This window comes from Arsukibacterium indicum, assembly GCF_019100565.1.
GTDB lineage: Bacteria > Pseudomonadota > Gammaproteobacteria > Enterobacterales > Alteromonadaceae > Alishewanella > Alishewanella indicum.
Map to the genome: position 1 here is coordinate 19688 of NZ_JAHRID010000004.1, position 24830 is coordinate 44517.

Here is a 24830-nt window from a genome sequence, read left to right on the forward strand (position 1 = left end):
GCTTATGAAAAACTGGTTATCAGGCGCTCTTACACTGGGCATTTTGGGTTTTAGCCTTGGCTTAAGCGCTAACGTTGCTGCACAGCAGGCAAGCGAGGCTCCGGATCTTGCTGAAGTCTCTCAGAGTCTGGCGCCACTGGGCTTACAGGTTAATGCGGTAGCCAATAGCCCGATGCCTGGCTTATTACAGGTTTTTACTCAGCGCGGCCTGTTTTTTACCAGCAGCGACGGCCGCTTTTTTATTGAAGGTAATATTTTTGATTTGCAAAAAGCTGAGCTGGTAAACGATGTGCAAATGCGCAGCTACGTTTCAGAGCAATTGCCCGCTTTAGCTGACAGCTATATTGAATACAAAGCAAAAGATGAGAAACACGTAGTGTATGCCTTCACCGACCCAACCTGTGGTTATTGCCAAAAGTTGCACAGTGAAATGAAGCAGTATAACGATGCCGGTATTACCATTCGTTATCTGGCATTCCCCCGGGGCGGTTTAAACAGTAAAACTGCACTGGATATGCAACACTTGTGGTGTTCACGTAATCAGCAAAAGGCGATGGACCTGGCAAAAGACAACAAACGCAATCCACCGGCAATGTGTGACAACCCGGTTAAAAAACATTATGAATTAGGCCAGTCGTTCGGCATAAACGGCACACCGGCTCTTATTCTTGACACCGGCCGGATTATTCCGGGCTACCAACCGGTTGCCGGTTTATTAAAACAATTTGAGGCAAACTGACAGCGTTGAGGTAAGAAGATTGCAGTCTGCTTATCACAACCTTTATCGCCTTTTCGTAAAGTCGCCGTTTAAAATATTTAGCAGGTATCAGGCGTGCAGTTAAAACAAATCAGCCGGCGGGAACCCCTAACCGGTGAGGTTATAGCAGAGAACCTGCATCCGGTGCTGCGCCGGCTATATCAGAACCGTGGTATCAGTAATCAGTCGGAGCTGGAGCGTGGGGCAGCCGGCTTGCTTCCCTTTAGCTCATTAAAAGGCATTGACCAGGCGGTACAGCTGTTGGTTGATGCCTTGCAACAACAGCAGCATATCGTCATTGTTGGCGACTTTGATGCCGATGGTGCTACCAGCACTGCCGTGTTAATGGCCGGTTTAAAAGCGTTTGGTTTTAAATATCTGGAATATATGGTGCCGAACCGGTTTGAGTACGGTTATGGCTTAACACCTGAGCTGGCTGAGATAGTGGTGGCGCAGGGGGCTGAACTTATTATCACCGTTGATAACGGCATTTCGGCAGTGGATGGCGTCGCGTTAGCCAAAAAGGCCGGCGTTAAAGTGTTGGTTACCGATCACCACTTAGCAGGCAATGTCTTGCCCAATGCTGATGCTATCGTTAATCCTAATCAACCTGGCTGCACTTTCCAAAGTAAAGCACTGGCCGGTGTTGGCGTGGCGTTTTATCTGCTAATGGCATTGCGTGCCACGTTACGCCAGCAAAGCTACTTCAATGACAAAGGCCTGCCTGAACCTAACATTGCTGAACTGCTTGATTTAGTCGCCCTTGGCACTGTCGCAGACGTGGTGGCATTAGACAGCAACAACCGGATTCTGGTGCACCAGGGGTTAATGCGCATTCGCAGTGGCAAATGCCGGCCGGGTATTCAGGCATTAATAGATGTGGCTAACCGGCGGGCTGAAAAGCTAACGGCCAGTGATTTTGGCTTTTCTCTGGCCCCCAGGCTTAATGCTGCCGGGCGCTTGGACGATATGGCGCTGGGCATTAGCTGTTTGTTGGCTCCCGACCTGGGGCTTGCCCGCCAGTATGCGGCTGAGCTGGATGCCCTGAATGTTGAGCGCCGGGCAATAGAACAAAGTATGCAACTGGAAGCTCAGGCTTTTTTAAGCAAACTGTCGTTTGATGGCAGTAATCTGCCAGAATGTTTGTGCTTGTATCGCAGTGACTGGCATCAGGGAGTAATAGGGATTCTGGCCGGCAGAATAAAAGAGCAGTTTCACCGGCCAACAATTATATTTGCCGAAGGTGATAACGGTGAGCTGAAAGGCTCGGCCCGCTCCATTCCGGGTTTACACATCCGTGATTTACTCGAGGAAATTGCCAGCCAGTACCCCGGGCTGATTAAAAAGTTTGGTGGCCATGCCATGGCGGCAGGTTTAACGATTGCTGCTGATCGACTGGAAACCTTTCAGTTGGCGCTGAGTTTAACCGCTAAAAGACACTTAACTGCCGAGCAACTGACAGCCGTGGTTTACAGTGATGGTGAGTTGGCAGCAGACTGTTTTGATATTGGCTTTGCGCAGTTGCTGCAAAATGCCGGCCCCTGGGGCCAGGCATTTCCGGAACCGGTATTTGATGGCGAGTTTGTTTTAGTAAACCAGAAAATGCTGGCCGAGCGTCACCTGAAATTGATGTTACAAGGGCCGAATGGCTTGTTAGTTGATGCAATTTGGTTTAATGCCGATACAAAAACCTGGCCTGACGTAAACGTTAAAAAAGTGCATCTGGCTTATCAGCTGGATATCAATGAGTACCGCGATAAATACAGCTTACAGCTTATTGTCAGGCATATGCTGGCGCGAAACTAAGGTTATTTGTCAGCAGTCTGCGGCGATCTCCAGACCAACCTAGAAAAACATCAACAGATGGCTGCACTGCCAGCCATATCTTTGCTATAATCCGCAACAATTTTTTCGACCGTTTCAAGGCCTGAGATAACCCATGTTTGAAGTAAATCCGGTAAACAACAGCATTAAAGATCTGACTGAACGCACCAATGTGCTTCGGGGGTATCTTTGACTATGATGGCAAAAAAGAGCGTTTAGAAGAAGTTACCCGTGAACTGGAAGACTCTGCTGTCTGGAATAACCCGGAAAAAGCCCAGGCGCTGGGTAAAGAGCGCTCAGCACTCGAGCAGGTAGTAGGCACTATCGACAAGTTGGATCAGGGCCTGGAAGATGTTGCCGGTCTGGTTGAACTGGCCGTTGAGGCTGAAGACGATGAAACCTTTGAAGAGGCCAAGACAGAATTAGCTGAGCTGGAAAAACAGCTGGCGTTACTGGAGTTTCGTCGGATGTTCTCTGGTAAAAATGATCAGAATGACTGCTATCTGGATATTCAGGCAGGCTCTGGTGGTACCGAAGCACAGGACTGGGCCAGCATGCTGATGCGGATGTATCTGCGTTGGGGCGAAGACAAAGGTTTCAAACCGGAATTGTATGAAGTAACAGATGGTGATGTCGCTGGTATTAAGGGTTGTACTATCAAATTCAGTGGCGATTACGCTTATGGTTGGTTGCGTACTGAGACCGGTGTGCACCGTTTAGTCCGCAAAAGTCCTTTCGATTCCGGTAACCGCCGCCACACCTCGTTTGCTTCGGTGTTTGTTGCGCCGGAAATTGATGATGATATTGAAATTGAAATTAATCCGGCCGATTTACGGATTGATACGTACCGGGCGTCGGGTGCCGGTGGTCAGCACGTTAACCGGACTGACTCTGCAGTTCGGATCACCCACTTGCCCACCAATATTGTGGTGCAATGTCAGAATGATCGCTCCCAGCACAAAAACCGTGAAAATGCCTATAAACAATTGCGGGCCAAGCTGTACGAGTTTGAATTGCAGAAACAAAATGCCGAGAAGCAAGCGCTGGAAGATACCAAGTCGGATATCGGCTGGGGCAGTCAGATCCGCTCTTATGTACTGGATGACTCGCGGATTAAAGATTTACGTACCGGTATTGAAACCCGTAATACCCAGGCAGTGCTGGATGGTAACCTCGACAAGTTTATTGAAGCCAGCTTAAAAGCCGGTTTATAAGTACTATAACGCTAATACTCACATGACTCAGGAATCAAAAATGGCTGAACAGCATAACCCAAATGACGAAATTCAGGACGTTAACAAACTGATTGCTGAGCGAAAACATAAATTAACGGCACTACGTGAAGACGGCTTTATGTTTCCGAATGATTTTCGGCGCGACAGCATTTCCTCTGAGCTGATTGCCAAATATGATCAGCTGAGTAAGGAAGAGCTGGAGGCGCAGAAAATTACCGTTAGCCTGGGTGGTCGTATTATGACCCGGCGCATAATGGGTAAAGCCAGTTTTACCACTATCGCTGATATGGGTGGCAAAATTCAGTTGTATGTGGCCCGCGACAGCCTGCCGGAAGGCGTGTACAACGAACAGTTTAAAAAGTGGGATTTGGGCGACATTATTGGCGCAACTGGTCATTTATTTAAAACTCAGACCGGCGAATTAACCGTTTGGCTTAGCGATATCCGGTTGCTGACTAAAGCGCTGCGGCCGCTGCCGGACAAGTTCCATGGTTTAACCGATAACGAAGCGCGCTACCGGCAGCGTTATCTGGATCTTATCTCTAACGAGCAATCTCGACATACTTTTCTTGTCCGCAGCAAAACCGTGGCTTATATTCGCCGGTTTTTTAACGACGAAGGCTTTTTAGAAGTTGAAACGCCAATGCTGCAGGCAATACCGGGTGGTGCATCAGCCCGGCCTTTTGAAACGCATCATAATGCGCTTGATATGCAAATGTTTTTGCGGATTGCACCCGAGCTGTACTTAAAGCGACTGGTGGTAGGTGGCTTTGAAAAAGTGTTTGAGCTTAACCGTAACTTCCGCAATGAAGGTGTTTCGACCCGTCATAACCCTGAATTTACCATGCTGGAATTTTACTGGGCCTATGCTGACTACAACGACTTAATGGACTTAACCGAAAAGTTATTCCGTGGTTTGGCAGAGCATGTGCTGGGCAGCACGGAAGTGCCTTATCAGGGCGAAGTGTTCGACTTTGGCAAGCCGTTCGCGCGGATGTCAGTGACTGACTCTATATTGCACTACAATCCGACCGTGACCAAAGAACAACTGGCGACGCGGGAAGCGGTAGCTGAACTGGCAAAAAGTCTTGGTATTGAAGTAAAAGCCAATTATGGCCATGGCCGTATTTTGATGGAAGTGTTTGACGAACTTGTCGAAACCAAGCTGCGCCATCCTACTTTTATTACCGAATACCCGGCCGAGGTATCGCCACTGGCCAGGCGTAATGATGATAATCCGGAGATCACCGACCGGTTTGAATTCTTTATTGGCGGCCGTGAACTGGGCAATGGCTTTAGCGAATTAAACGATGCTGAAGATCAGGCTGAGCGTTTCCGGGAGCAGGTCGCGCAGAAAGATGCCGGCGACGACGAAGCAATGTTTTACGATGAAGACTTTGTTACTGCGCTGGAGCACGGCCTACCGCCCACAGCCGGTCAGGGCATAGGTATTGACCGCCTGGTAATGTTACTGGCCGATGCAGCCTCAATTCGCGATGTGATTTTGTTCCCACATATGCGGCTGCAACACGATAAGTAATTATTTTCAATAAATAAAAAGCCAGACTCCGGTCTGGCTTTTTATTTCAGTATTACCTGTAATGTTTACTGTCGTCAGGTAACTTCTACACTATACTGACACAGTCTTTATCGCTTCTGTCAGATTGGTATTTCTTAAGTTTTTGATTGTATTGATCTATTTTTATTTCCCTGTTCTGGCATAAGCATTGCAGTTATTAAGATACTTTTACCAATACACAGTGTGCTTAGCTAGTGTTACTAAGTGCAAGCGTGTTTTTGTTCAATAAGCAGGAGGTTTACAATGGCTACAACTCAAGCTCGCACTGCTAATGCAGGCAATTCAACCAGCAATGCTGCAATTAATTCGCCTGTCACGGAAAAAGCTTCTCAAGCTGCCCATCATGCAGTTGATGCTATGGCTGAAAAAGCAGCATCAGCAGAAGATTCTCTACGTAAAACTGCTGCCAGTTCGAAAGCCACGATCGATGAGAAGCAGGAGCAACTGAAAATGCAAATGCAGGGCTCTTACGAGCGCAGTAAACAGTTTGCGCAGGAAAACCCACTGGCAGCAGCAGGTATTGCATTTGCTGCAGGTATGCTGGTAAGCGCGCTGCTTCGTCGTGGCAGCTAAGTATGGCTGAAGAGCGTGAACCTGAGCCGAAACACTCAGTAAATGAGCCATTGCCTGAAAAGGTGATGGCTCAGTTAACCGAGATAGCAGCGTTACTGAGTCTTACTGCCGGCGAATATAAAGAACAAGCCCAGCTTACTAAACAAACTGCCCGCGCTGAAATGGCCTTATCTCGCCGCAGCTTAATGCTGGCTGCTGGCTTATTGGTAGCGCTTGGCGCTGGGGTGATTATGTTCTGGGGATCGGTACTGGCATTTGCCGGTTACTTATTGTATCAGGCTACAGCATCAGTACCGCTTACGGCGGCATTATTGTTTGGATTACAAATTGTAATGCTGTTCTGGTGCTTGCGAAATATGCGATATGCGTTAAAGCAGGTAGGCTTTAGTAACACGTTGGCTCAGCTTCAGGAAATCCTGCGGTTCTCAACTGGACCGGCCGGAGGCAATAATGTTAATAGATCTGTTGATTAAAAAAGACAAGCGAAAATTACAGCAGTGTGCGGCCCGTTTTCAGAAACGTCAGAAGTTACGTCATGCATATTTATGGCTTGCCGGACAGCGTACCAAGCAATTTCTAGGGTCAGCCCCCGGCCTTACGCTTAGTTTCAGTGCCGGAATGCTGATGCAGTTTCGCCGAAATGCCATGGTGAAGACCATGCGTGGTATTGGTGCAGTGCAGTGGCTGCGGCGGTTACTTTAGTGACGAAATTAGTGACGAAAACAGCAATGAGAATTGATCAGGAGTCAGCTCGTTGAGCACCGGGCAAATTCCTGCAAGGCAATCGGCAAGATTAAGTCGCTTAAATGCCGAGTTGTCCCTGAAAATTCTGACATTGCTGGCAGTGCTCTATACCTTATATTTTGCGCGCAGTTTGCTTCTGCCAATTATTGTAGCGGCACTGATAGCACTGTTTGCCAGTCCGGCTGTCCGGTTTCTGGTCAGATTAAAATGTCCTAAGCCTTTATCATCATTACTGATCCTCACCGTGATTATTTTCGGTGTAGGTTACGGTGTCAGCCTTTTGTACACTCCAGCCGCAACCTGGTTGGAACGCCTGCCTTTGCTCAGCAGTAAACTGGCACTGCAGGTTGATGGTGTGGCTGAATCGCTAGACTCCCTAAAGGCATCGATGTTACCCGAGTCCTCAACATCAGCAGCTGCAAAGGAAGAAGAAAACCCGCTGAACTCTGCTCTGGGCACCAGCTTTCTGCCGCTGCTGTCAATGCTGGCACAAACCACTGCAATAATGCTGGTTCAGTTGGCGACAGTGATCATTCTTACCTATTTATTTTTACTGTTCGGGGGCACCTTGCTGCGCAATATAGTACGTGCTGCGTCAACCCTGCATGAAAAGAAGAATCTGGTTAAAATGTACCAGACGATTGAACAGGACATCAGCCGCTATGTGTTGGTCATTACTGTCATTAATACCATGCTGGGAGTGGCTACCTTTATTGTACTTAGCATAATAGGCGTCGCTGACCCGTTATTATGGGGTGTGCTGGCAACGATTTTAAATTTTGCACCCTATCTTGGGCCTTTTGTTCTGACGCTGTTACTAACAGCGGTGGGGTTTATCGAATTTCAAAGCCCGGGCCAGGTGTTACTGGTACCGGCCGCATTTCTGGTTTTGAATGTTATAGAGTCGCAGCTGGTTACACCTATGGCACTCGGCAAGCGGTTTAATATGAATCCACTGTTGGTGGTGATCTGGATGTTTATCTGGGGCTGGCTGTGGGGGGCAGTAGGGGTGCTAATCGCGATTCCGTTATTAGTGTGTCTGAAGATTATTGCCTCACATTTCGAATTATTACCTTATTGGCAAATTTTACTCAGTGCTGAAAGCAGTGCAGATAACAATAATTAATTGTCAGGAAAAAGTTACCTGACAGTAAGTAATTATTTCTGATCACCAGCTTTATAATTCAACCTTTACTAAGACGCTTTTTAAAAGGTTATAAATATCAACAGCTTATGTTTTACTGGTTGTTGGCATGCCATTCGCATTAGCTTAAGTGGATTTTTCAGGAAAAGTGCGAATCATGCACTAAGGAGCAAAAATGTTAGGATGGGCATTAACCTTTTTAGTTATCGCGTTGATTGCCGGCGTACTGGGTTTTGGTGGGATTGCCGGAGCTGCAGCAGGTATTGCTAAAATTATTTTCTTTATTTTTATTGTGCTGCTGGTTATCTCGTTACTTGCCGGTGCTTTAAGAGGCCGAACACCAAAGATGTAATTAAAGCCAACGCCAGGCAATAACAAAGCCACTGCTTACTATGCAGTGGCTTTTTTTATAAAGTTCTCAGCCTTCTAACTGATACTTTTCCAACTTGTTGTACAAGGTTTTTACGCTAACACCCAATTGCTGCGCGGTATCGGTTTTATTGCCGCCATTTTTGGCTAACGTGCGCAGTATTGCCGCTTTTTCTAACTCATCCAGGCGCACCCCGGCCGGGATGGTGTCTGCTACCGGGTTATCGGTGCTATCAATATGGAGTTCATCCAACAATAAGTGTTCTGGCTCTATCAGGCTGTCGGCCAGAATATAAGCCCTTTCGACAGCATGTTTTAATTCCCGCACGTTACCAGGCCAGCAATGGTTGGCTATCAGGCTTTGCGCTGGTGCTGAAAATTGTTTACTTTGCTGCTCCTGCACATTTCTGTATGCCAGAAAATGCTGGGCAAGGCCCAGAATGTCTTCATCTCTGTCGCGCAGGGGGGGCACGGCTACTGGAAATTGTGCCAGCCGGAAATAGAGATCTTCCCGCAACATATCCTCGGCAATCGCCTGCATCGGGTCGCGGTTTGTTGCGGCGGCTATTCTGACATTTGCGGTGGCGGTTTTATCACTGCCTACCGGCCGGTATTCACCATTTTCCAGTACCCGCAGTAACTTTACCTGCTGCTCAATTGGCATTTCAGTAATTTCATCCAGAAACAGAGTGCCACCTTCAGCCTGGGCAAACACTCCCTGATGATCCCGGTGCGCGCCGGTAAAAGCGCCTTTAATATGGCCAAATAACTCACTGTCAATTAACTCCGGGCTAAGCGCACCACAGTTAATTGCCACAAAGGGTTTGTCGGCTCGTAAACTGGCCAGATGCAGGGTATTAGCAACCAGTTCCTTACCTGCACCACTTTCGCCAACTATCAACACGTTAGCTTCAGTAATGGCTACTCTACGAATAGTCCGGTAAAGCTTCAACATAGGTTTAGACGACCCAACCAACATTCCAAACTGGTCCAGTTCACTGCAGGTGGCTTTAACCTGTTTTCGATCAGTGCTCAGTTGTTGATAGAAATCCTGCAGGGTATCGATAACCGAGCCAAAATCCAGAGGTTCCCTGAAATGGTATCCCGCGCCCCGGCGCATTAACGTATCCAGCCGCTCATTTGGCGTGCCACTACTGATAAAAATAAAGTCAATTGTGGTTAACACTTTACTTGCCAGCAACTGCTGATACTCATCGTTGTCACTGTCGTCAGATTCAATGAGCGCCAAATCACAATCCTGTTGCTCTAGTTGATCTGACCAGGCTGAACTACTGCTGCTTTTAACAATAATAAATTGCCTGACTACCGGTGACTGCAATATTTTTTCAGCCAGTTGCTGGTCATGCAGATGAATAAAAAGCCTGGGCTTGCTCATAGCATCACTCCTGTAGTGGTGAACTACTCTAGTCCAGCAATGTAAAATTAACAATGGCCATTAGTAAAATTTACTGGAAGATCATAAAAAGTAAAACGTAAATTTTAATTATTATTAAAAATCATGAACTTAAACTTGGTATATGAATTGAATATGAACTAATGGGAGTAGATGTATAAGGAGGCAAAATTGTGCTGGCATACGACCCAAGAACAGTTAAGCATACCAAGGGTGATCAGTCTGTATTAAGTCTGGTAGTGGCAGTAAGTGAACAGGCCAGGTTGTTTTATCAGCGAACGGCGCCTTTTGTAAACGATATTAATATTCGTCGTTATTTTATTGAATTAGAACTGCTGCATCAGCAGGCTGAATTATTTGCCGCTGCGGATAATATTAAAGTTACCAGCGATCAGGACATCAATGCAATTTGCCAATGGTATCGCTGTTACGCTGCCGAGCCTGCCGACGAAAAGCAAACCTGGTTAGCTGAATTACCACAACAACTTCGCTGGCAGCTTGATACTTTTAAGCGGTTAAACCGGCTTCTGACTGCGGCGGACAACGCGAAAGCGCTGGCTAATCTGACAGCGGGTCTGCAAATTGTTACTGACCAACTCTGCCCGTTACTGCTAAACAGTAAAATATGAAATATTTACCGGTGTACAAGTTAAAAATACAATTAAAAAATTAACAATAAATGAATGTCATTATCACATTCATTATTAAAACAATAACTTATAAAGTTCTGGAAAGTTGGCATCAAACTGGCAATAAGTATAGTGTCTCACAACAAAGGAGTGATTTTATGAAACGTACTACTTTAGCTGTAATGATGACTGTTGCATTGGCTGGTACTTCAGTAACAGCAACTGCCAATGACTGGAAAGATGGCGCCAAGGATGCCTGGATAGATGGTAAAGCTGAAACGACGTTACTGCTGAACGGTAACCTGAATTCGTTTGATATCAATACTGATGTAAAAAATGGTAAAGTTACCCTGACCGGTAAAGTAGACCGGGAAGTGGATAAAGCTCTTGCCGCTGAATTAATTGAAAATCTGGAAGGCGTAACGTCAGTTGACAATAAGTTGACCGTTGTCAAAGACAGCAAAATGCGGAATAAAAAAGACCACGACGAAGACGTAGGCGGTTTAACTGATGCTAAAGTGGCTACGGTGGTGAAAACCCGGTTGCTGTTTGAATCGGAAACCAGTGGTACCGCGATTGACGTGGACGTTGAAAACGGCGTAGTGGTGCTAAAAGGCGAAGTCGATTCTGATGCAGAAAAAGATTTAGCTGAAGCTATCGCCAAAAAAACTAACGACGTGAAGCGGGTTGATAACCAGCTGACTGTAGCGAAGAAAAACTACTAAGCTGATGGCATGCCAGGTGCATGATCAAAACCCCAGAAATAAAGAACCGGTCTGAAAAGGCCGGTTTTTTTGTGTCGGTGGGTAAGTAAATGACCTTATTAAATCGCTGGTGTAACTTATTGTGGTGTGCGCCATGGGTTGCTGTGATCCGGGTTGGTAATAAATTGCGGGTCGGTCAGACTGTTTAAAAATGCCAATAGGGCAGCACGTTCACTGTCAGTCAGTTCAAAGCCTTTGACAAACTGGCTTTTTAGAGGATGTTGTCTGCCATCTCCAGCATCAGGGCCGCTATTGATTAGCCGCCCACCGCTGGCATAGAAATCAATGACCTGCTCCAGCGTAGCCAGGCTGCCATCGTGCATATAGGGGGCAGTCAGCGTAATATTACGCAGAGTAGGTGCTCTGAAACGGCCATCGTCTGCCGGGTTCATGGTTATTTCTGCCAGGCCCCTGTCCCGTTGCGGATATCCGTTAGCATGGTTGTCGCCTGTCTGCACATAATACAGCCCCGTATTGTGAAATGGTCTTAAATCCAGTGGTTGCCGGCTATGACTGGTTGCCTGGGTAAAATTAAAGCCGCCATGGCAGTGATGGCATTCCAGTCGCTCAGAAAAAAATAAATTCATACCGTCAATTTGCTCTGGGGTCAGCGCCGCGTCATCATTCTGGTAAGCATAGCGATCAAAATCTGACTGAAAAGACAACAGGCTTCGCACGAAGCTGGCCAAAGCCAGCACACTTTTTTGCAGATCAGGCTCAGTGCTGCCAAACGCCTGCTGAAATAATTCAGGATAAGGCTTACGTTTGAGGCGCTGTAACACCTCTGTCTCATGGCCGCTAATACCAAGTTCTACCGGGTTATCACTGAACAGGGGTATCAGCAGTTGTTGTTCAATATTTGTCAGGCCATCGTGTGCCCAGGTAAGGGTGTTGTTATAGGCAATATTGACCAGCGCCAAAGCATTGCGCCGGTGCTGCTGCCCTGTGCTGCCGAAAGAGTGCGCTCTGGCTTCAGCAAAAGCATTCTGCTGCTGATGACAGCTGGCGCAACTTTGGCTGCCGTTTGCTGACAGTTGCGTATCGTAGAACAGGTAGCGGCCTAATTTCACTTTGGCGGCCGTCATTGGGTTTTCGGAAGGCACTAGTGGCTCGGGCATGCCTGCAGGGATTAACCATTGCCAGCCAGCTACAGGAGTGTCGGCATTGCTCAGACGGTTAAGCTTTAACATCGACGACAGAATTATAATTGAAAGCAACGTCAGAAAGAGTATTCTGAAACTCACTTTAAGCAACGGCTTATAATTAATCATTTGTGCTGACCATCTGCCATATTTGTCGCTGCGCCAGGTTATTAAATAAAAGCTGACAGCTGGCCAGCAGATTATCAGACATGCAGCTGTTGTCGACAGTGGGTACAAGCTGGTTTAAAAGCTGAGCTAAATCCAGGTGCAGGTGCTGACCTGGCTGATAACGCAGTGTAATTCTGTAGGTGTTGGCAGCGTTGCAGGGAGTTAATGGCGGACGTAATACACTGGCAGACTGACAGCCGGTTGACCCGAGATGAAACGCCCAGCCTTGCAGCTGACTCTGCATGTCCAGACGCAAGAACTTATAGCCCAGTTGCCAGCTCCAGAACATATCACCGTGGTTAAGCGGTGTAGTTGCTGTAAGTGGGTTTTGATGGTTTATCGCAAACGGCAGGCCAAGGGTAAAACTTAACTGGCCTGATATCAGAGGCTGCTGAAAATGCACTTGCCAGTTACTGTTGCCCTGACAGTTGGTACCAAGGAGCACCAGTTGAGATTGCTGCCATGTTGATGCAACCAGTGACAACGGATGCTGATCCAGGCTGAAATCACTTAAATAAAACTTAAGGTTACGGATTTGCCACTGCTGGTTCTCAAGTTCAAAAGAGTGGTGACAACTGATGGCTTGCTGTTGCCAGCTAAGCTTAACCGGTAATAGATTAGTACGTGGGCTTTTCCCTTCGGGCTGACAACTACTCAATAAGCTGACAGCTGATAACAAACCTATGGTGGCAATAAGGGCAGGCACGACGTTCATAATTTGATTGTATTTAGTAAAACTGCGGTAAACAATACTCTAAACTTAGCTGAAAATCGAACAGACTGGCGGCTGATTGTGGCTACAATTAAAGACAGACGTTATATAACGAGCAGCAAAAATGAATTTTGGTAAATGTTGGCAAATTAAGGGTGCTGTCGGGCTGACAGTCGCTGCCGTTATATATGGCAGCACGTTCAGCACCGGGGTGCTGGCTCATGCTGAACATGACAAAGCTCGCTTTGTTGCGCAAACCGGACGTGATAGTGGTCGTTGTGCAGATGTGTTGCGGCCTTGCCGGACGATAGGCTACGCTTTAGCCCAGGCGGGCAAAGGCGATAAAGTATTGGTTGCAGCGGGCCAGTATCAGCTTGCCAATGCCGACGATGCCGTTTTGTTGTTGAGTGAAATTGTACCAGTGCTTGGCGGATTCAACCGTTTTGATCACTTTCTGCAGCAGGCGCCGCAGCTTAACAAAACAGTGTTAACCGGGGTGCCGGCAGAATTTGTTAACCGGCTGCACCAGCGCGGCTTCCAGATTATTAACGATGGCCCGGGCCGCTTTGGCATCGACGTGCAGCAGCTTGCTGCTCATAGTGCCCTGCAGCAAAGCCAGCCGGGCGCAAATTGTGTTACAGGAAAGGCTGGCGTCTACAATTGTGACAGTATTGATTTAATCGCCCATCTGGCGCTCGCTGATCTTAGCTCCGGGCCCAGCTCAGCAAGCGATATCTGGGGGCATACTGATCTTAACAGTGGTATTGAGTATGCGTTAATGGGCCTGAACAATGGAACCGCGGTAATCAACCTGGCCGATCCAGGTAGTCCGGTAGAGGTTGGTACTATACCAGGCAGTAATACGACCTGGCGCGATATTAAGGTATTGCAATTTTTTGATGATGATCTTGGCCGCTGGCAGGCCTACGCTTACGTGTCGTCTGAAGCCAACAATAACATTCAGATAATAGATTTAAACAATTTACCATTCAGTATACGGTTGGCCGCAGCAGATAGTGCGGCCAGTTCGGCCCACAATCTATACATCAGTAATGTCGATTACACTACCAACACTGCCCTAACCGGTCAGCAACCGGCCCTGCATATTGCCGGACAGCCACAGCAGGGTGGTGCGGTATCCAGTTACAGCCTGGCTAACCCATTGCAGCTCAATCCAAACTGGCTGCAAACCGGTGCCAGCCGCAGTGATTACAGTCATGATGTTTCGTCGATGCTGGTGACTGATCCGCGGGCCAGCAGTCAGTGTGACCGGCCGGCATGCCAGGTGTTGTTTGACTTCAATGAGCAGAATATCAAATTATGGGATATCACCGGTGCCAGCAATCTGGCTTTGGCCGACTTCACGTATAGTCTGGCCAGTTATGTTCATTCAGGTTGGTGGACTGAAGATCAGCAATATTTGCTGGTGCATGATGAGCTGGATGAAACCAATCATGGTTTAAATTCTACAGTACGTGTTTTTGATTTAACCGATTTAACAGCACCAGTACCGGCCGCAACCTATACCGGGCCTACCAAAGCCATTGATCACAACGGCTTTGTTCGCGGTAATCGTTACTATATGTCGAACTACCAGCGCGGTTTAACCATTCTCGACATTACCGATCCAACCGCACCGCAGCAGGCTGGTTTTTTTGATACCTTTCCGGCGTCTGACAGTGCGGCATTTAACGGTTTATGGGGTGTATATCCGTACTTACCGTCGGGCCTTATTCTGGGCAGCGATATCAACAGTGGTTTTTATCTGTTTCGGGACAATACCGTTAGTCCGCTGGCAGGAACCGTGTCATTCAGTGAACCCGAACTGCGGGTAAACCCCGGCGACGTGGCACAAATATCGGTGCAGCGATCGGGCGGTACTGCGGCTATTAACGTGGCATATGAAATCCTGGCTGCCCGGGCTGAACCGGAGCTGGATTATCAGGTCAGTAGCGGCAGGTTAAACTGGGCCGCTAACGATACCAGTGATAAAACTCTTAGTATCGCTACGCTGGACCGTGGCCTGAACGCAGAGCGTGAGTTATTTGTGCGGCTGTTTGATCCGGCAAATGGCGCTAGTTTGAGCAGCCCGTCTTATCTGCGATTGCGTTTTGGCGAAGACCCACCGCGTGCTGGCGTAGTAAGCCTGGTTGAGTCTGCATTATCGGTAGTGGAAGCCGATACCACCGTTGCCGTGGTGGTGCGCCGTTTAGGTGGCAGTGATGGTGCTATCAGCGTAACTTACCAACTGGAAAGTGGCACGGCTGGCATTGGTGAGGATATTGTCGCAGCCAGTGGCGAGCTTAGTTGGGACGATGGCGATAGCAGCGAGCGGCAGATTGAGTTGCAAATTATAGATGATGAACTGTTGGAAGAAGATGAGACTGCGGTGTTAAAGCTGACAGGCGTTGCCGGCAGTGTAACCGGCGATATTGCCGAACTTACCCTGACAATTCTCGATAATGATGCTAACAGCGCACCTGTGGTCAGTGTTGGTGAAAACCGCCAGGTTAACGCCGGCCAGAGTGTCAGCCTCACCGCAGTGGCAACGGATGCGGAAGGCGATTCGATCAGCTATCAGTGGCAGCAGCAAAGTGGCCCTGGTGTAACGTTACAAAACGCGGATAACAGTACAGTAAATTTTATTGCCCCAGCCAGTAGCAGTCAGTTAGTGCTAAGTGTAACTTCTACTGATGCCAGAGGTGCAGCCGCAACTGCCAGCATTACGTTAACGGTTGTGGCCAGCCCGCCGCCACCGCCGCCAACAGCGACCGGTTCTTCCGGTGGCAGTATGTCTATTGGTATTCTGTTGCTGGCGTTATGGCCGTTATGGCCGTTAAGGCGCAAAGTGACAACTAGTATTGCAACTTAAACAATAACTCGGCCAGATCAGGTTGCCATAAATCCGTTTTGGCAACCCGGTTGTTTTGCAGGATCACGCCTTCAGCTGCCAGTAGCTGTCGTTGCTCCAGTGCAGTGGCAGAGCCCGGTACAAATGCCAGGCTGCGGTCACTACGTAGTACCCTGTACCAGGGCACGGCCAGTGCTTGGGGCGCATAACCTAACGCTTTTCCCACTAAACGTGCTTTGCCGGGTAAACCCGCTAAATCTGCAATCTGACCATAGCTGGCCACCTTGCCGGCAGGAATTAACAACACCGTTTGCCAAATCCGCTGGTAGTTATCTGCTGCCATGGTGTCACTTCCTTTAACTTATTCCTGTGCCGGATATTAAATTAACACTGTAATGTCAGTCCGGCTATCGCCATGTTTGTGCGCAAACATAAATCGAAAATTTAACTTGCACTGTGTATATCTGTGTATATACTGTGCATGTAGAATATACACGGCTGGTATGGATGCGGGAACTTTTATGACTGATGGCTTATTTCTGTCGGCAACAGACAAAAAGCCAATGTATGAACAAATTGTCGAGCAAATCACCAGCAAGGTACTGTTGGGTGATTGGCCGGCCAATATGCCGTTGCCGTCTATTCGTGAACTGGCGGCAAAAACCCAGGTAAGTGTGATCACAGTTAAACGCGCATACGCTGAGCTGGAGCTTTCGGGGGTAATTGTGACCCAGCCCGGTCGCGGCTCTTTTGTATCGGCACATCCGGATTTACAGCAGCTCAAGCAGCAGCAACTGATGCAGCAGCTGGAGCAGTTGGTGGAGCTAGCCAGACAAATGCAACTGACAGACCAACAGCTGTTGACACAGTTACAACAAAAATTGGATTCGCAGGGGTAACCCGCTGCGACAACGAGGATAAAGCGATGCAGCAATATGCATTTGACATGCGCAATATCAGTATCCGCTACCCGCATTTTGCGATGGAAAACCTGAATCTTTCCCTGGCAAAAGGCCAGGTGCTGGGGCTGGTTGGGGTAAATGGCGCCGGAAAATCTACCACTATCCGTATTTTAATGGGGCTGGTAAAAGCTGATGCCGGTCAGGTTGACGTGCTTGGCTATCAACTGCCAGCTCAGCAGGTTCAGGCCAAATACGATATTGGTTTTGCCTCGGATGATATGCGTTTGTACAAAAATCAGACATTGCAGTGGCATATGGATTTTATTCACAGCATTTTCCCGAATTTTGATCACGGCTATGCCAAAGACTTATTGCAGCGTTTTGAGCTGATTGCCGATCAGAAGATGAAAGGCTTGTCGCATGGCCAACGAGTGAAAGCCTGTCTGTTACTGGTTCTGGCCAGACGGCCGAAATTACTGGTACTGGATGAGCCCACCACCGGGCTGGATCCGGTTGCCCGTGACGAAGTGCTTACCGAGCTGGCCGATATATTACGTGATGACGAGCGCAGTGTGTTGTTCTCATCGCACAACACCCATGACATCGAAAAACTGTCGGACCAAATTGCTTTTTTAGACAAAGGAAAGTTACTGGCACTGCAGGACAAAGAAAGCTTTGTGCAAAGCTGGTCGCGTTATCGCTGTCAGCTAATGCCGCAGGCGCAGGACAGTGTGCCCGGTGCAGTAAGTATTCGTCGCAGCGGCCAGTTGGCAGAAGTTATCACCGATCAGAGCAGCGGTAATTTTGCCGTCGCGCTGCAGCACTCTGGCTTTAAAGTGATCGAGCAGCATCGGATGTCGCTTGAGGAAATTTTTGTCGCCAACGTCAAACGTAACAGATAGGAGCAGGTAAGATGCTTAATGCGCTGGATAACACCTTGATGATTAAACGCTTGATGGTAAAAGACTGGCAACTGGTGAAAAAATCGCTGGCGGCTTATATGCTTGGAGGCGTGGTGGTCATCGGTATGATGGGCATGGCCACACCGCTGATGTTCAATAGCGGCGCCATCCTGATGATAACGCTGATGATTGTCATTGGAGCCCGTTCGGCTATTGAACTGGTGGTAAATGAAAAGAAAGATCAAACCCTGGCTTTTATGATGAGTTTGCCGGTTACCTCCCAGGACTATGCGCTGGCCAAGCTTGGCTCGAATCTGGCGCTGTATCTGGTACCCTGGTTGCTGCTGGTGTTGGGTATGCTGCTGGTGATTGTCAGCACGCCGGTAACCAATGGCGTGATCCCGCTGGTGGTGCTGGTTAGCGTGTTTATATTGTTGTCGTACTGCTGTTATCTTGCCACCGCACTTTTGACATATTCAGAGGGTTACACGGTGACGGTGATGATCATCACCAACCTGTTACTGAATGGCTTTATTTTCTGGATTATCCGCATGCCAGCTGTGCATAAAACTTTGGAAGCGCCAACCGCCAGTTGGAATAGCACCACCCTTGGTTTGTTGCTGGCAGGTATTGTTTTGACGCTAAGCGTTTTGCTACTGACAGCCTACTTACAAAAGCGTAAAACCAGCTTTTTATAACTCCGGTTTTCAATAAAGCCAGTCTGGTAATGGCTGCTAAAAGAAACCAGTACTATGTCACAAGGTATAGGGTCGCAAGTTATGGGATCTGCACGCCTGTTTTATTTGGATAATCTGCGCGCGCTGGCGATGCTGGCCGGTGTGTTTTTCCATGCTGCTCTGGCTTACAGCCCTATGGCTCAACCATTTTGGCCCAGTGCCGATGTGCTGAACCATCCGCTGTTTGACGTATTTGCCTGGGCCAGCCATTTGTTCCGGATGCCAGTGTTTTTTCTGCTGGCCGGCTTTTTCGCTGCCATGCTACTGCATAAATATGGTGACAGCATGTTCTGGAAAAACCGGCTACGGCGTATAGGCTTACCTTTGCTGTTATTTTTACCACTGCTAACGCTGACTGTTGGCGCGGTGATACAGTTTGGCATGGCCCATGTTAAGCATCAGCCGCCGTTTTTAGCTTTTATCCAGTCGATGCTAAATCAGGCTGAGCCGCCGGCTATGCCGCTGAGCACTATGCATCTGTGGTTTTTATACCATTTGCTGTTTTTGTATCTGCTAACCTGGAGCGGCCGCATTTTGCTAAACCGCCAGATGCTCAGCTGGATTACTGAACTGAAGCCAAATACATTGGTGCTGTTGTTAATACTGGCCTGTGTGCCCGCTTTGTACAGTGTGACGGTGCCATTTCCGGCGCCGGAGTGGATTTTCCCTGCCTTGTGGGCGTTGTGGTTTTATGGCGTGTTTTTTAGCCTGGGCTATGCCTGTTTCAGCATGCCTGCTTTGTTAGCTGGTTTTGATCCGCTCCGGCATTACTATTTGCTACTGGGTGCTGTTAGCTATGCAGTGTATTACGCGTTATTGCCGGCCACTCTGATGCCACAGAGCCAACCACAAAGCTGGCTGAAACTGGCTATCACTTCGCTGGAAAGTTGCAGTGCGGTGCTATGGACGCTTTGCGCCTTGCTGTATGCCAGACGCTATCTGAACTGGAATAGCCGTGCTCTGGCGTATCTGTCAAATGTTAGCTTCTGGCTGTATATCGTGCATTTGCCGCTGCTGTTTTTTGTACAGTTCATCCTGATTGATTTGCCGCTGGCACTGTGGACAAAATTTATTGTAAGCAGTGGGGTTACTTTAGCTATCAGCCTGCTGGGTTTCCATATTCTGGTCGCGCCCACCTGGCTGGCAAGCGTGCTGGCGGGTAGCCAGCGCCGCTAACTTTTACTGCCGCCAACTTTTGCTTAGTAATATATTGTTATTTCTGTTATTCAGATAGCGCGGCGGGCTACAACTGTTTTACCAATAGGTGCCAGGCTTAGCATCGCCAGTTTTAAATGCTGAATGCCAAACGGAATACCGATGATGCTGATAAAACAAACTACAGCATGGCCTAAATGGCCCAGTGCCAGCCAGATCCCAAACAGTAAAAACCAGATAATATTGCCAAGGGTGCCCAGAGTACCGGTACCAATGTCATCATAGCGGTTAATGTAGCGCCGGTTTACTGCATCCTGACCAAAGGGCCAGAACGCCATTTCGCCAATCACAAAACAGCTGCGGCCAAACGGAATACCAATAATACTGATAAAGCACAGCAAACCCACCAGCCACCATAGCAAGCCCATGACAAAACCACCCAGCACAAACCACAAAATATTAAATATTAGTCTGAACACACTCATTATTAACGCCCTTTTTAAAAAGATATCTTTAGCAGGCAGAAATCGCGCCATCATTATTTTTCAATCAAAACATATTGTTAGATTTGTCTTGGCCAGGCGGCAATTAAAAATCAGCTATTTTTTAGCAAAACTCACCATTGGCCACTTGCTTTTATACTGTGTGACACCTAGTATATTTACTGTGTGTTACACAGTATGCGTGACACAGTATATATCACACCTTGTTAAGGGACTGTATATGACAACGGCTCAATTAGACAAAATGCGGCTGGAACTGCGTCGTGGGGTACTGGTGCTGGCCGTGCTGGCAGCCTTGCGCGAACGCCACTATGGCTACTCGCTGCGCCGGCACTTGCAGGAGTCCGGTATTGATATCGACGAGGGTACCTTGTACCCGCTGGTACGGCGGCTGGCCGAGCAGGGCTTACTGGACAGTGAATGGCAGCAGGGAGAAGGACGGGAACGGCGCTACTACCAGATATCTGAGCTGGGCGCTGAACTGCTGACGCAGCTTACCGGCGAATGGACCACCCTAAATAACGCGCTGGGGCCGCTGTTACAGCCACAAAAACCGGCGTCAGCAAAGCAAACAGAGGAGCAAGGCTAATGGAATTAGTTAAACGCTATATTGCTGCAGTACAACGCGAATTACCCGAGCAAAAACGGCAGGAAATTGGCCGGGAACTGCAGGCCAACGTAATGGACCAGCTTGATGCGCTGGCCGATCAGCAAGGTGCGGCGCTTTCAGAGCAGCAAGTGGCTGATGTTCTCAAGAATATGGGCCCGCCACAACAGGTAGCCCGTCAGTTCTGTCCGGTCCAGCCGCTTATTCCGGCACACCTGATGCCGCTGTACAAATATACGATGTATATGGTGTTGGGTGTATTGTTTCTACTGCAGGTAGTATTTATGACCAGCCACTGGTTAACCGGCAGCGATTTCGGACCAATCTCGTTTGTGCTTGGCATCGTCTCAGGCTTTATTGAAGATGCGATATTTGGTTTTACCGCTATTACCCTGGGGTTTGCCCTGATGCCGGCGAACACCCGGTCTGGCCAGTGTCAAAGTGCTGACCAGTGGCAACCGGCAGACCTGCCGCCTGTCGGCGCAGCCTGGCAGCATATCAGCTTAAGTGACGTTTTTACCGATTTAGCCACTTACATCTTTTTGTTGCTGATAATCTGGTTTCCGCTGGGGCAGCAATGGTTTGCCGGAGGCGAGCCGGTAAGTTCAGTATTCACTTTAAAGTCACTGCAGTTGCTGATGTGGTTCAGTCCATTTATTTTGCTGGGCGTGCTGAGCAGTTTGTGGCAGTTGCAGCGCCGGCTCTGGAGTCGGCCAATGCTATCGCTTAACCTGATTGTGAATCTTGCTTTTGTGATTATCCTGGTGTTACTGGCAACTATGGGGCCTGTGTTGCAGCTTGATACTGCTAACTGGAGCGGATACTTCAGTCCGGAAGCCGTGCAAGAAGCAATAAAACGCGGCTTACTGATCACCAGCCTTATTCCTGGTTACGAGATCGTTCGCGATATTTTACGCCTGCGCAAACTTAATAAGTAACTGCCCGAGTCAGTAAAAAAACCTGTCTGGTATTTTCCAGACAGGTTTTTTTAGTTGGGTAAGCAGTTATTAATACTGGCGCTGTTTACGATTATCCCGTACCAGCCACCATACCAGCCAGATAAATATTAATAACGGTGCCAGTGTGACAACGGCAGTAATGCCGATAGCTAATACCGCTGCAACCAATCCGAGCAGAATGCCTATTACCGAGCCTACAATAGCCAGAATGGTTGGCAGACAATAAATTCCCAGGGCGACAGCAAAAATAATAATAATAGTTTTGTTCATCAGCTTATTTCCTTTTTGACTTTATAGCAAAAAAGTATCAAGAGCTATGCCATGTTTTTATTTATATATAAAACAATTGCTTATATTTAAATTGTGTTGGGGTGTTCTAGCAGTTTGAAGCTGCGATAGTGGTTTTCACTAAATAATGGCGAAACTACAAATAGCTGAGGCAATAAAAAAGCTGCCGGGAACTCAGCAGCTTTTAGTATTAAAAATATTGCTGTTATAGCTTATTGATTTGATCTTTTAGCTGATATGACTTGTCTGTAACGATACTTTCTAAGGTACTTACCCGTTCTTTCAGTCGCTGTAATTCTGCTTGCAGTGCTTCCAGCTCACCTTTACCGGCATTGTCTTTGGTTTTCATATAGACTTCATAGCCTGCATAAACAAAACCACCAACAATGGCTAGAGCGGCAATTTCAAATGGTCCCATGATATTCTCCCTTTTTTAATAATAGCTGGTTAAAAGCAATGCGAATGCCAGTTTTTATTGTCGATATAAATTAGTAACATAGGTAATTTTGGCTAATTAAGCTAATGGATAAAAGCTAAAAGGTTAGTCAATATCACCAGATAGTAGTGGTAAACTTACCATAGGTAATCGAATAAATTGTAAGGGTTTATGACCGATCAATATTGGATGCAACAAGCATTGCAACTGGCAGCTAAAGCCGAAGAAGCGGGCGAAGTGCCGGTTGGCGCGGTAATTGTTAAAGATGGTGTGCTGATTGCTGAAGGCTATAATCAGATGATTAGCTTAAACGACCCTTCAGCACATGCCGAAATGCAGGCGGTGCGCCAGGCTGGCCAGTTGTTACAGAACTACCGTTTAACAGACTGTACGTTATATGTAACGTTAGAGCCCTGTAGTATGTGTGCAGGTATGCTGGTTCACAGCCGGCTGGCGCGGCTGGTATTTGGCGCCAGCGATTATAAAACCGGGTCGGCAGGCTCGATAATGAATCTGGTACAGCATCCGCAGTTAAATCATCAGCTTGAAGTCACCGGCGGCGTGCTGGCTGATCAATGCGCTGCCGGGTTGTCAGCTTTTTTTCAACGGCGACGGCAGGAAAAAAAGGCCGCCAGACAAACTGCTGCTACAGTTGTTCCTGGCCTGAGTGATCCGCCAACCCCGGATGATCCTGCATAATGGTCTGATAGTTACGCCGCCTGCGATGTAACTTCAGTAATTCGGTATTGCGTTTTACCCGGCGCCGGCTCGAGCTGATGGCAAAACTGCTAAGTTTACGACGTTTTAACGCCGGTTTTTTTCGTTTGAGCATAAGTTACCTGAAACTTGTCTGGCATTGCCAATGCAATGCCCTAATGCGCATACTATAGGGCCAGGCTGAGTTGACAACAAGGGGCGGGCAGTTGAAACCGCTTATAATCAGCGATCAATATTGTGTTGCAGCTGTATATCGGGGCCGGTACTGTCCGTTGTTGCTGGCAATTGTTCGGTCAGGCGCAGACGCTGCTGCTCCAGCCTTTGCTCTGCTTGTTGTTTTTCATCGGTCCAGACCAGGGTATCGTAATAACGACGGATATTTTCAACATAGGTTACGGCTTCATCACCGCGGGCATAGCCATAACGGGTATGCTGATAAACGGCCTTTTGTCGTAGTAACGGCAGGCGCTGTTTTACTTCAAGCCATTTATCCGGATCGGCGCCCTGTTGTTGGGTAAGGATCCGGGCATCTTCAACATGACCCCAGCCAACATTATAAGACGCCAATGCAAACCACAGCCGGTCAGGCATAGCAATCCGCTCAGGGATCCGGCTGACTAAACGGTGTAAATAACGGCTACCACCTCTGATACTTTGCTCGGGATCCAGCCGGCTGCTGACGCCCATCTGCTGGGCAGTGGGTAACGTCAGCATCATCAGACCCCGCACCCCGGTGGGGCTGCGCGCTTTAGGATCCCAGTGTGATTCCTGATATGACAGCGCCGCCAGTAAGCGCCAGTCCAGTTCACCGGCGTACTGCATAAACAGGTTCTGATAAGTGGGCAGTGTCTGGCTAATCGCATCAATATATTGCAGGGTGTCAACGTAATCGAACTGACTGACATGGCCAAAATAGCGGTCTTCCAGAGTGATTAACTCACCGCTCTGATAAATGTTGCCAAAGAACTCTATCAACACGCTTAACAACGAATCGTCATTGTTGCTTGCCAACAACCAGGCCACAGGCTGATTTTCGCTAACGGTAAAGCCAATGCTTAAATTAGGATAAAAACGGCGGTTAATCGCCAGTTGATTTGAATCGGTAACGGTGTAGGGGATCCTGCCGTCAACAACCAGTTGCAGCACGTCGTCGGCATCAAGATCTTTTTGTTCAAGCCAGCTCAGGTGGGGATAATCGTTGCTTAATCGGTCGAGCGTCTGGGCGTGACTGCTATCCTGGATCACGACAATTGGTTCAGTTATGTCGTCGAGTGATCGGGGCCAGTCATCACCCTGGCGAAATACCAACAATTCACTGATCCAGCGATAAGCCGGTGCTGCCCGGTAACGACTTAGCCGCTCTGGCGTTAACGTTAAGCCGCCGGCAATAAAGTCGACCTGGCCGGTATCCAGTTTTTGCAGCAACTCATCAAGGTGGTAGCTGGGAAACAACTCCAGCTCAACGTCTAACCGTTGTGCCAGAGTTTGAGCCAGTTCGTATTCAAAACCTGCCGGGCCGTCAACGCCGATATAGTAACTGGTTGGGCCATGTAACAAGCCTACCCGCAGACTGTTGCGCTGATATATTGTGTCAAGCTGCGAACTTTGCTCCACCAGCGGCGTACATGCGCTAAGCAGGCAAAAAACCAGCCATAAAAGCACTCTTAATTGCATGCATAACCTGAAATTTACTACCCTGGCGACAGTTATATCAAACTT

The 24830-nt window shown here is 48.1% G+C and carries 28 protein-coding genes; 19 read left to right on the plus strand and 9 right to left on the minus strand.

Annotated features, from left to right (window positions below; all coding sequences use genetic code 11):
* The first annotated feature begins 4 nt into the window (after window positions 1-4).
* From dsbC to KQY15_RS09900, 9 genes are all read left to right on the plus strand, one after another.
* Window positions 5-739: a bifunctional protein-disulfide isomerase/oxidoreductase DsbC gene (gene dsbC / locus KQY15_RS09860; protein ID WP_217669033.1), complete on the plus strand. Its 735-nt coding sequence runs from the start codon at window positions 5-7 to the stop codon at window positions 737-739.
* Window positions 740-832: 93 nt separating this feature from the next.
* On the plus strand, window positions 833-2563 hold the full coding sequence (gene recJ / locus KQY15_RS09865; RefSeq protein WP_217669034.1) for a single-stranded-DNA-specific exonuclease RecJ: 1731 nt from the start codon (window positions 833-835) through the stop codon (window positions 2561-2563).
* Window positions 2564-2696: 133 nt separating this feature from the next.
* Window positions 2697-3795, plus strand: a protein-coding gene (gene prfB, locus KQY15_RS09870; protein ID WP_217669035.1) for a peptide chain release factor 2 whose coding sequence is annotated in 2 segments (ribosomal slippage) — window positions 2697-2771 and window positions 2773-3795 — 1098 coding nt in all. Because the reading frame shifts where the segments join, the coding sequence is not laid out codon by codon here.
* A 40-nt stretch (window positions 3796-3835) separates the two neighbouring features.
* The gene (gene lysS, locus KQY15_RS09875; RefSeq protein WP_217669036.1) at window positions 3836-5356 is read left to right on the plus strand and encodes a lysine--tRNA ligase; all 1521 of its coding nucleotides are present in this window, start codon (window positions 3836-3838) and stop codon (window positions 5354-5356) included.
* Between the two features lie 282 nt (window positions 5357-5638).
* Window positions 5639-5968 carry a DUF883 domain-containing protein gene (locus KQY15_RS09880; RefSeq protein WP_217669037.1) on the plus strand — a complete coding sequence of 110 codons (330 nt, stop codon included), beginning with the start codon at window positions 5639-5641 and terminating at the stop codon, window positions 5966-5968.
* A gap of 2 nt (window positions 5969-5970) precedes the next feature.
* Window positions 5971-6441: a hypothetical protein gene (locus tag KQY15_RS09885; RefSeq protein WP_217669038.1), complete on the plus strand. Its 471-nt coding sequence runs from the start codon at window positions 5971-5973 to the stop codon at window positions 6439-6441.
* On the plus strand, window positions 6419-6670 hold the full coding sequence (locus KQY15_RS09890; RefSeq protein WP_217669039.1) for a hypothetical protein: 252 nt from the start codon (window positions 6419-6421) through the stop codon (window positions 6668-6670). The genes KQY15_RS09885 and KQY15_RS09890 overlap by 23 nt, the downstream gene beginning before the upstream one ends.
* A 52-nt stretch (window positions 6671-6722) precedes the next feature.
* The gene (locus tag KQY15_RS09895; RefSeq protein ID WP_217669040.1) at window positions 6723-7838 is read left to right on the plus strand and encodes an AI-2E family transporter; all 1116 of its coding nucleotides are present in this window, start codon (window positions 6723-6725) and stop codon (window positions 7836-7838) included.
* 193 nt (window positions 7839-8031) lie between these two features.
* Window positions 8032-8208: a DUF1328 family protein gene (locus KQY15_RS09900; protein ID WP_213996625.1), complete on the plus strand. Its 177-nt coding sequence runs from the start codon at window positions 8032-8034 to the stop codon at window positions 8206-8208.
* Between the two features lie 66 nt (window positions 8209-8274).
* Here KQY15_RS09900 and KQY15_RS09905 read toward each other — a convergent pair whose 3' ends face one another.
* A complete protein-coding gene (locus KQY15_RS09905) occupies window positions 8275-9621 on the minus strand; it encodes a sigma-54 interaction domain-containing protein (protein WP_217669041.1) in 1347 nt (448 codons plus the stop codon).
* Window positions 9622-9812: 191 nt separating this feature from the next.
* On the opposite strand from KQY15_RS09905, the gene KQY15_RS09910 reads away from it, so the two are divergent.
* Together KQY15_RS09910 and KQY15_RS09915 are read left to right on the plus strand one after the other, a co-directional pair.
* A complete protein-coding gene (locus KQY15_RS09910; protein WP_217669042.1) occupies window positions 9813-10268 on the plus strand; it encodes a hypothetical protein in 456 nt (151 codons plus the stop codon).
* A gap of 158 nt (window positions 10269-10426) precedes the next feature.
* Entirely contained in the window at window positions 10427-10993 is a 567-nt protein-coding gene (locus KQY15_RS09915; protein WP_217669043.1) for a BON domain-containing protein, read from the plus strand.
* Window positions 10994-11109: 116 nt separating this feature from the next.
* On the opposite strand, the gene KQY15_RS09920 is transcribed toward KQY15_RS09915, so the two are convergent.
* Together KQY15_RS09920 and KQY15_RS09925 are read right to left on the minus strand one after the other, a co-directional pair.
* Window positions 11110-12303 (minus strand): MbnH family di-heme enzyme, encoded by a 1194-nt coding sequence (locus tag KQY15_RS09920; protein WP_254795631.1) that lies wholly within the window; start codon window positions 12301-12303, stop codon window positions 11110-11112.
* Entirely contained in the window at window positions 12296-13057 is a 762-nt protein-coding gene (locus tag KQY15_RS09925; RefSeq protein WP_217669044.1) for an MbnP family copper-binding protein, read from the minus strand. The genes KQY15_RS09920 and KQY15_RS09925 overlap by 8 nt, the downstream gene beginning before the upstream one ends.
* A gap of 121 nt (window positions 13058-13178) precedes the next feature.
* On the opposite strand from KQY15_RS09925, the gene KQY15_RS09930 reads away from it, so the two are divergent.
* The gene (locus tag KQY15_RS09930; protein ID WP_217669045.1) at window positions 13179-15926 is read left to right on the plus strand and encodes a choice-of-anchor B family protein; all 2748 of its coding nucleotides are present in this window, start codon (window positions 13179-13181) and stop codon (window positions 15924-15926) included.
* Here KQY15_RS09930 and KQY15_RS09935 read toward each other — a convergent pair.
* Window positions 15910-16248 (minus strand): MGMT family protein, encoded by a 339-nt coding sequence (locus KQY15_RS09935; protein WP_217669046.1) that lies wholly within the window; start codon window positions 16246-16248, stop codon window positions 15910-15912. The two genes, KQY15_RS09930 and KQY15_RS09935, sit on opposite strands and share 17 nt — an antisense overlap.
* 178 nt (window positions 16249-16426) lie before the next feature.
* Between KQY15_RS09935 and KQY15_RS09940 the strand changes: the two genes are divergently transcribed.
* From KQY15_RS09940 to KQY15_RS09955, 4 genes are all read left to right on the plus strand, one after another.
* Window positions 16427-16804, plus strand: coding sequence for a GntR family transcriptional regulator (locus tag KQY15_RS09940; protein ID WP_217669047.1), 378 nt, complete (start codon window positions 16427-16429; stop codon window positions 16802-16804).
* A gap of 26 nt (window positions 16805-16830) precedes the next feature.
* Complete coding sequence (locus KQY15_RS09945) at window positions 16831-17709, plus strand: ABC transporter ATP-binding protein (RefSeq protein ID WP_217669048.1); 879 nt, start codon at window positions 16831-16833, stop codon at window positions 17707-17709.
* An 11-nt stretch (window positions 17710-17720) separates the two neighbouring features.
* On the plus strand, window positions 17721-18407 hold the full coding sequence (locus KQY15_RS09950) for an ABC-2 transporter permease (protein ID WP_217669049.1): 687 nt from the start codon (window positions 17721-17723) through the stop codon (window positions 18405-18407).
* Between the two features lie 81 nt (window positions 18408-18488).
* The gene (locus KQY15_RS09955) at window positions 18489-19622 is read left to right on the plus strand and encodes an acyltransferase family protein (protein ID WP_217669050.1); all 1134 of its coding nucleotides are present in this window, start codon (window positions 18489-18491) and stop codon (window positions 19620-19622) included.
* A 50-nt stretch (window positions 19623-19672) separates the two neighbouring features.
* On the opposite strand, the gene KQY15_RS09960 is transcribed toward KQY15_RS09955, so the two are convergent.
* Window positions 19673-20086: a YccF domain-containing protein gene (locus tag KQY15_RS09960; RefSeq protein ID WP_217669051.1), complete on the minus strand. Its 414-nt coding sequence runs from the start codon at window positions 20084-20086 to the stop codon at window positions 19673-19675.
* A gap of 238 nt (window positions 20087-20324) precedes the next feature.
* Between KQY15_RS09960 and KQY15_RS09965 the strand changes: the two genes are divergently transcribed.
* Window positions 20325-20693, plus strand: coding sequence for a PadR family transcriptional regulator (locus tag KQY15_RS09965; RefSeq protein ID WP_217669052.1), 369 nt, complete (start codon window positions 20325-20327; stop codon window positions 20691-20693).
* Complete coding sequence (locus tag KQY15_RS09970; RefSeq protein ID WP_217669053.1) at window positions 20693-21649, plus strand: HAAS signaling domain-containing protein; 957 nt, start codon at window positions 20693-20695, stop codon at window positions 21647-21649. Before KQY15_RS09965 ends, KQY15_RS09970 begins: the two co-directional genes overlap by 1 nt.
* Before the next feature lie 69 nt (window positions 21650-21718).
* Here KQY15_RS09970 and KQY15_RS09975 read toward each other — a convergent pair whose 3' ends face one another.
* Together KQY15_RS09975 and KQY15_RS09980 are read right to left on the minus strand one after the other, a co-directional pair.
* Window positions 21719-21940 (minus strand): hypothetical protein, encoded by a 222-nt coding sequence (locus KQY15_RS09975; RefSeq protein WP_217669054.1) that lies wholly within the window; start codon window positions 21938-21940, stop codon window positions 21719-21721.
* 223 nt (window positions 21941-22163) lie between these two features.
* On the minus strand, window positions 22164-22376 hold the full coding sequence (locus tag KQY15_RS09980) for a hypothetical protein (RefSeq protein WP_217669055.1): 213 nt from the start codon (window positions 22374-22376) through the stop codon (window positions 22164-22166).
* Between the two features lie 189 nt (window positions 22377-22565).
* On the opposite strand from KQY15_RS09980, the gene tadA reads away from it, so the two are divergent.
* Window positions 22566-23093, plus strand: a complete 528-nt coding sequence (gene tadA / locus KQY15_RS09985) for a tRNA adenosine(34) deaminase TadA (protein WP_217669056.1) — start codon at window positions 22566-22568, stop codon at window positions 23091-23093.
* On the opposite strand, the gene KQY15_RS09990 is transcribed toward tadA, so the two are convergent.
* Both KQY15_RS09990 and mltF read right to left on the minus strand, forming a co-directional pair.
* Entirely contained in the window at window positions 23041-23226 is a 186-nt protein-coding gene (locus KQY15_RS09990) for a hypothetical protein (protein WP_217669057.1), read from the minus strand. The genes tadA and KQY15_RS09990 overlap by 53 nt on opposite strands.
* A 107-nt stretch (window positions 23227-23333) precedes the next feature.
* Complete coding sequence (gene mltF / locus KQY15_RS09995) at window positions 23334-24785, minus strand: membrane-bound lytic murein transglycosylase MltF (protein ID WP_217669058.1); 1452 nt, start codon at window positions 24783-24785, stop codon at window positions 23334-23336.
* Window positions 24786-24830 lie beyond the last annotated feature (45 nt).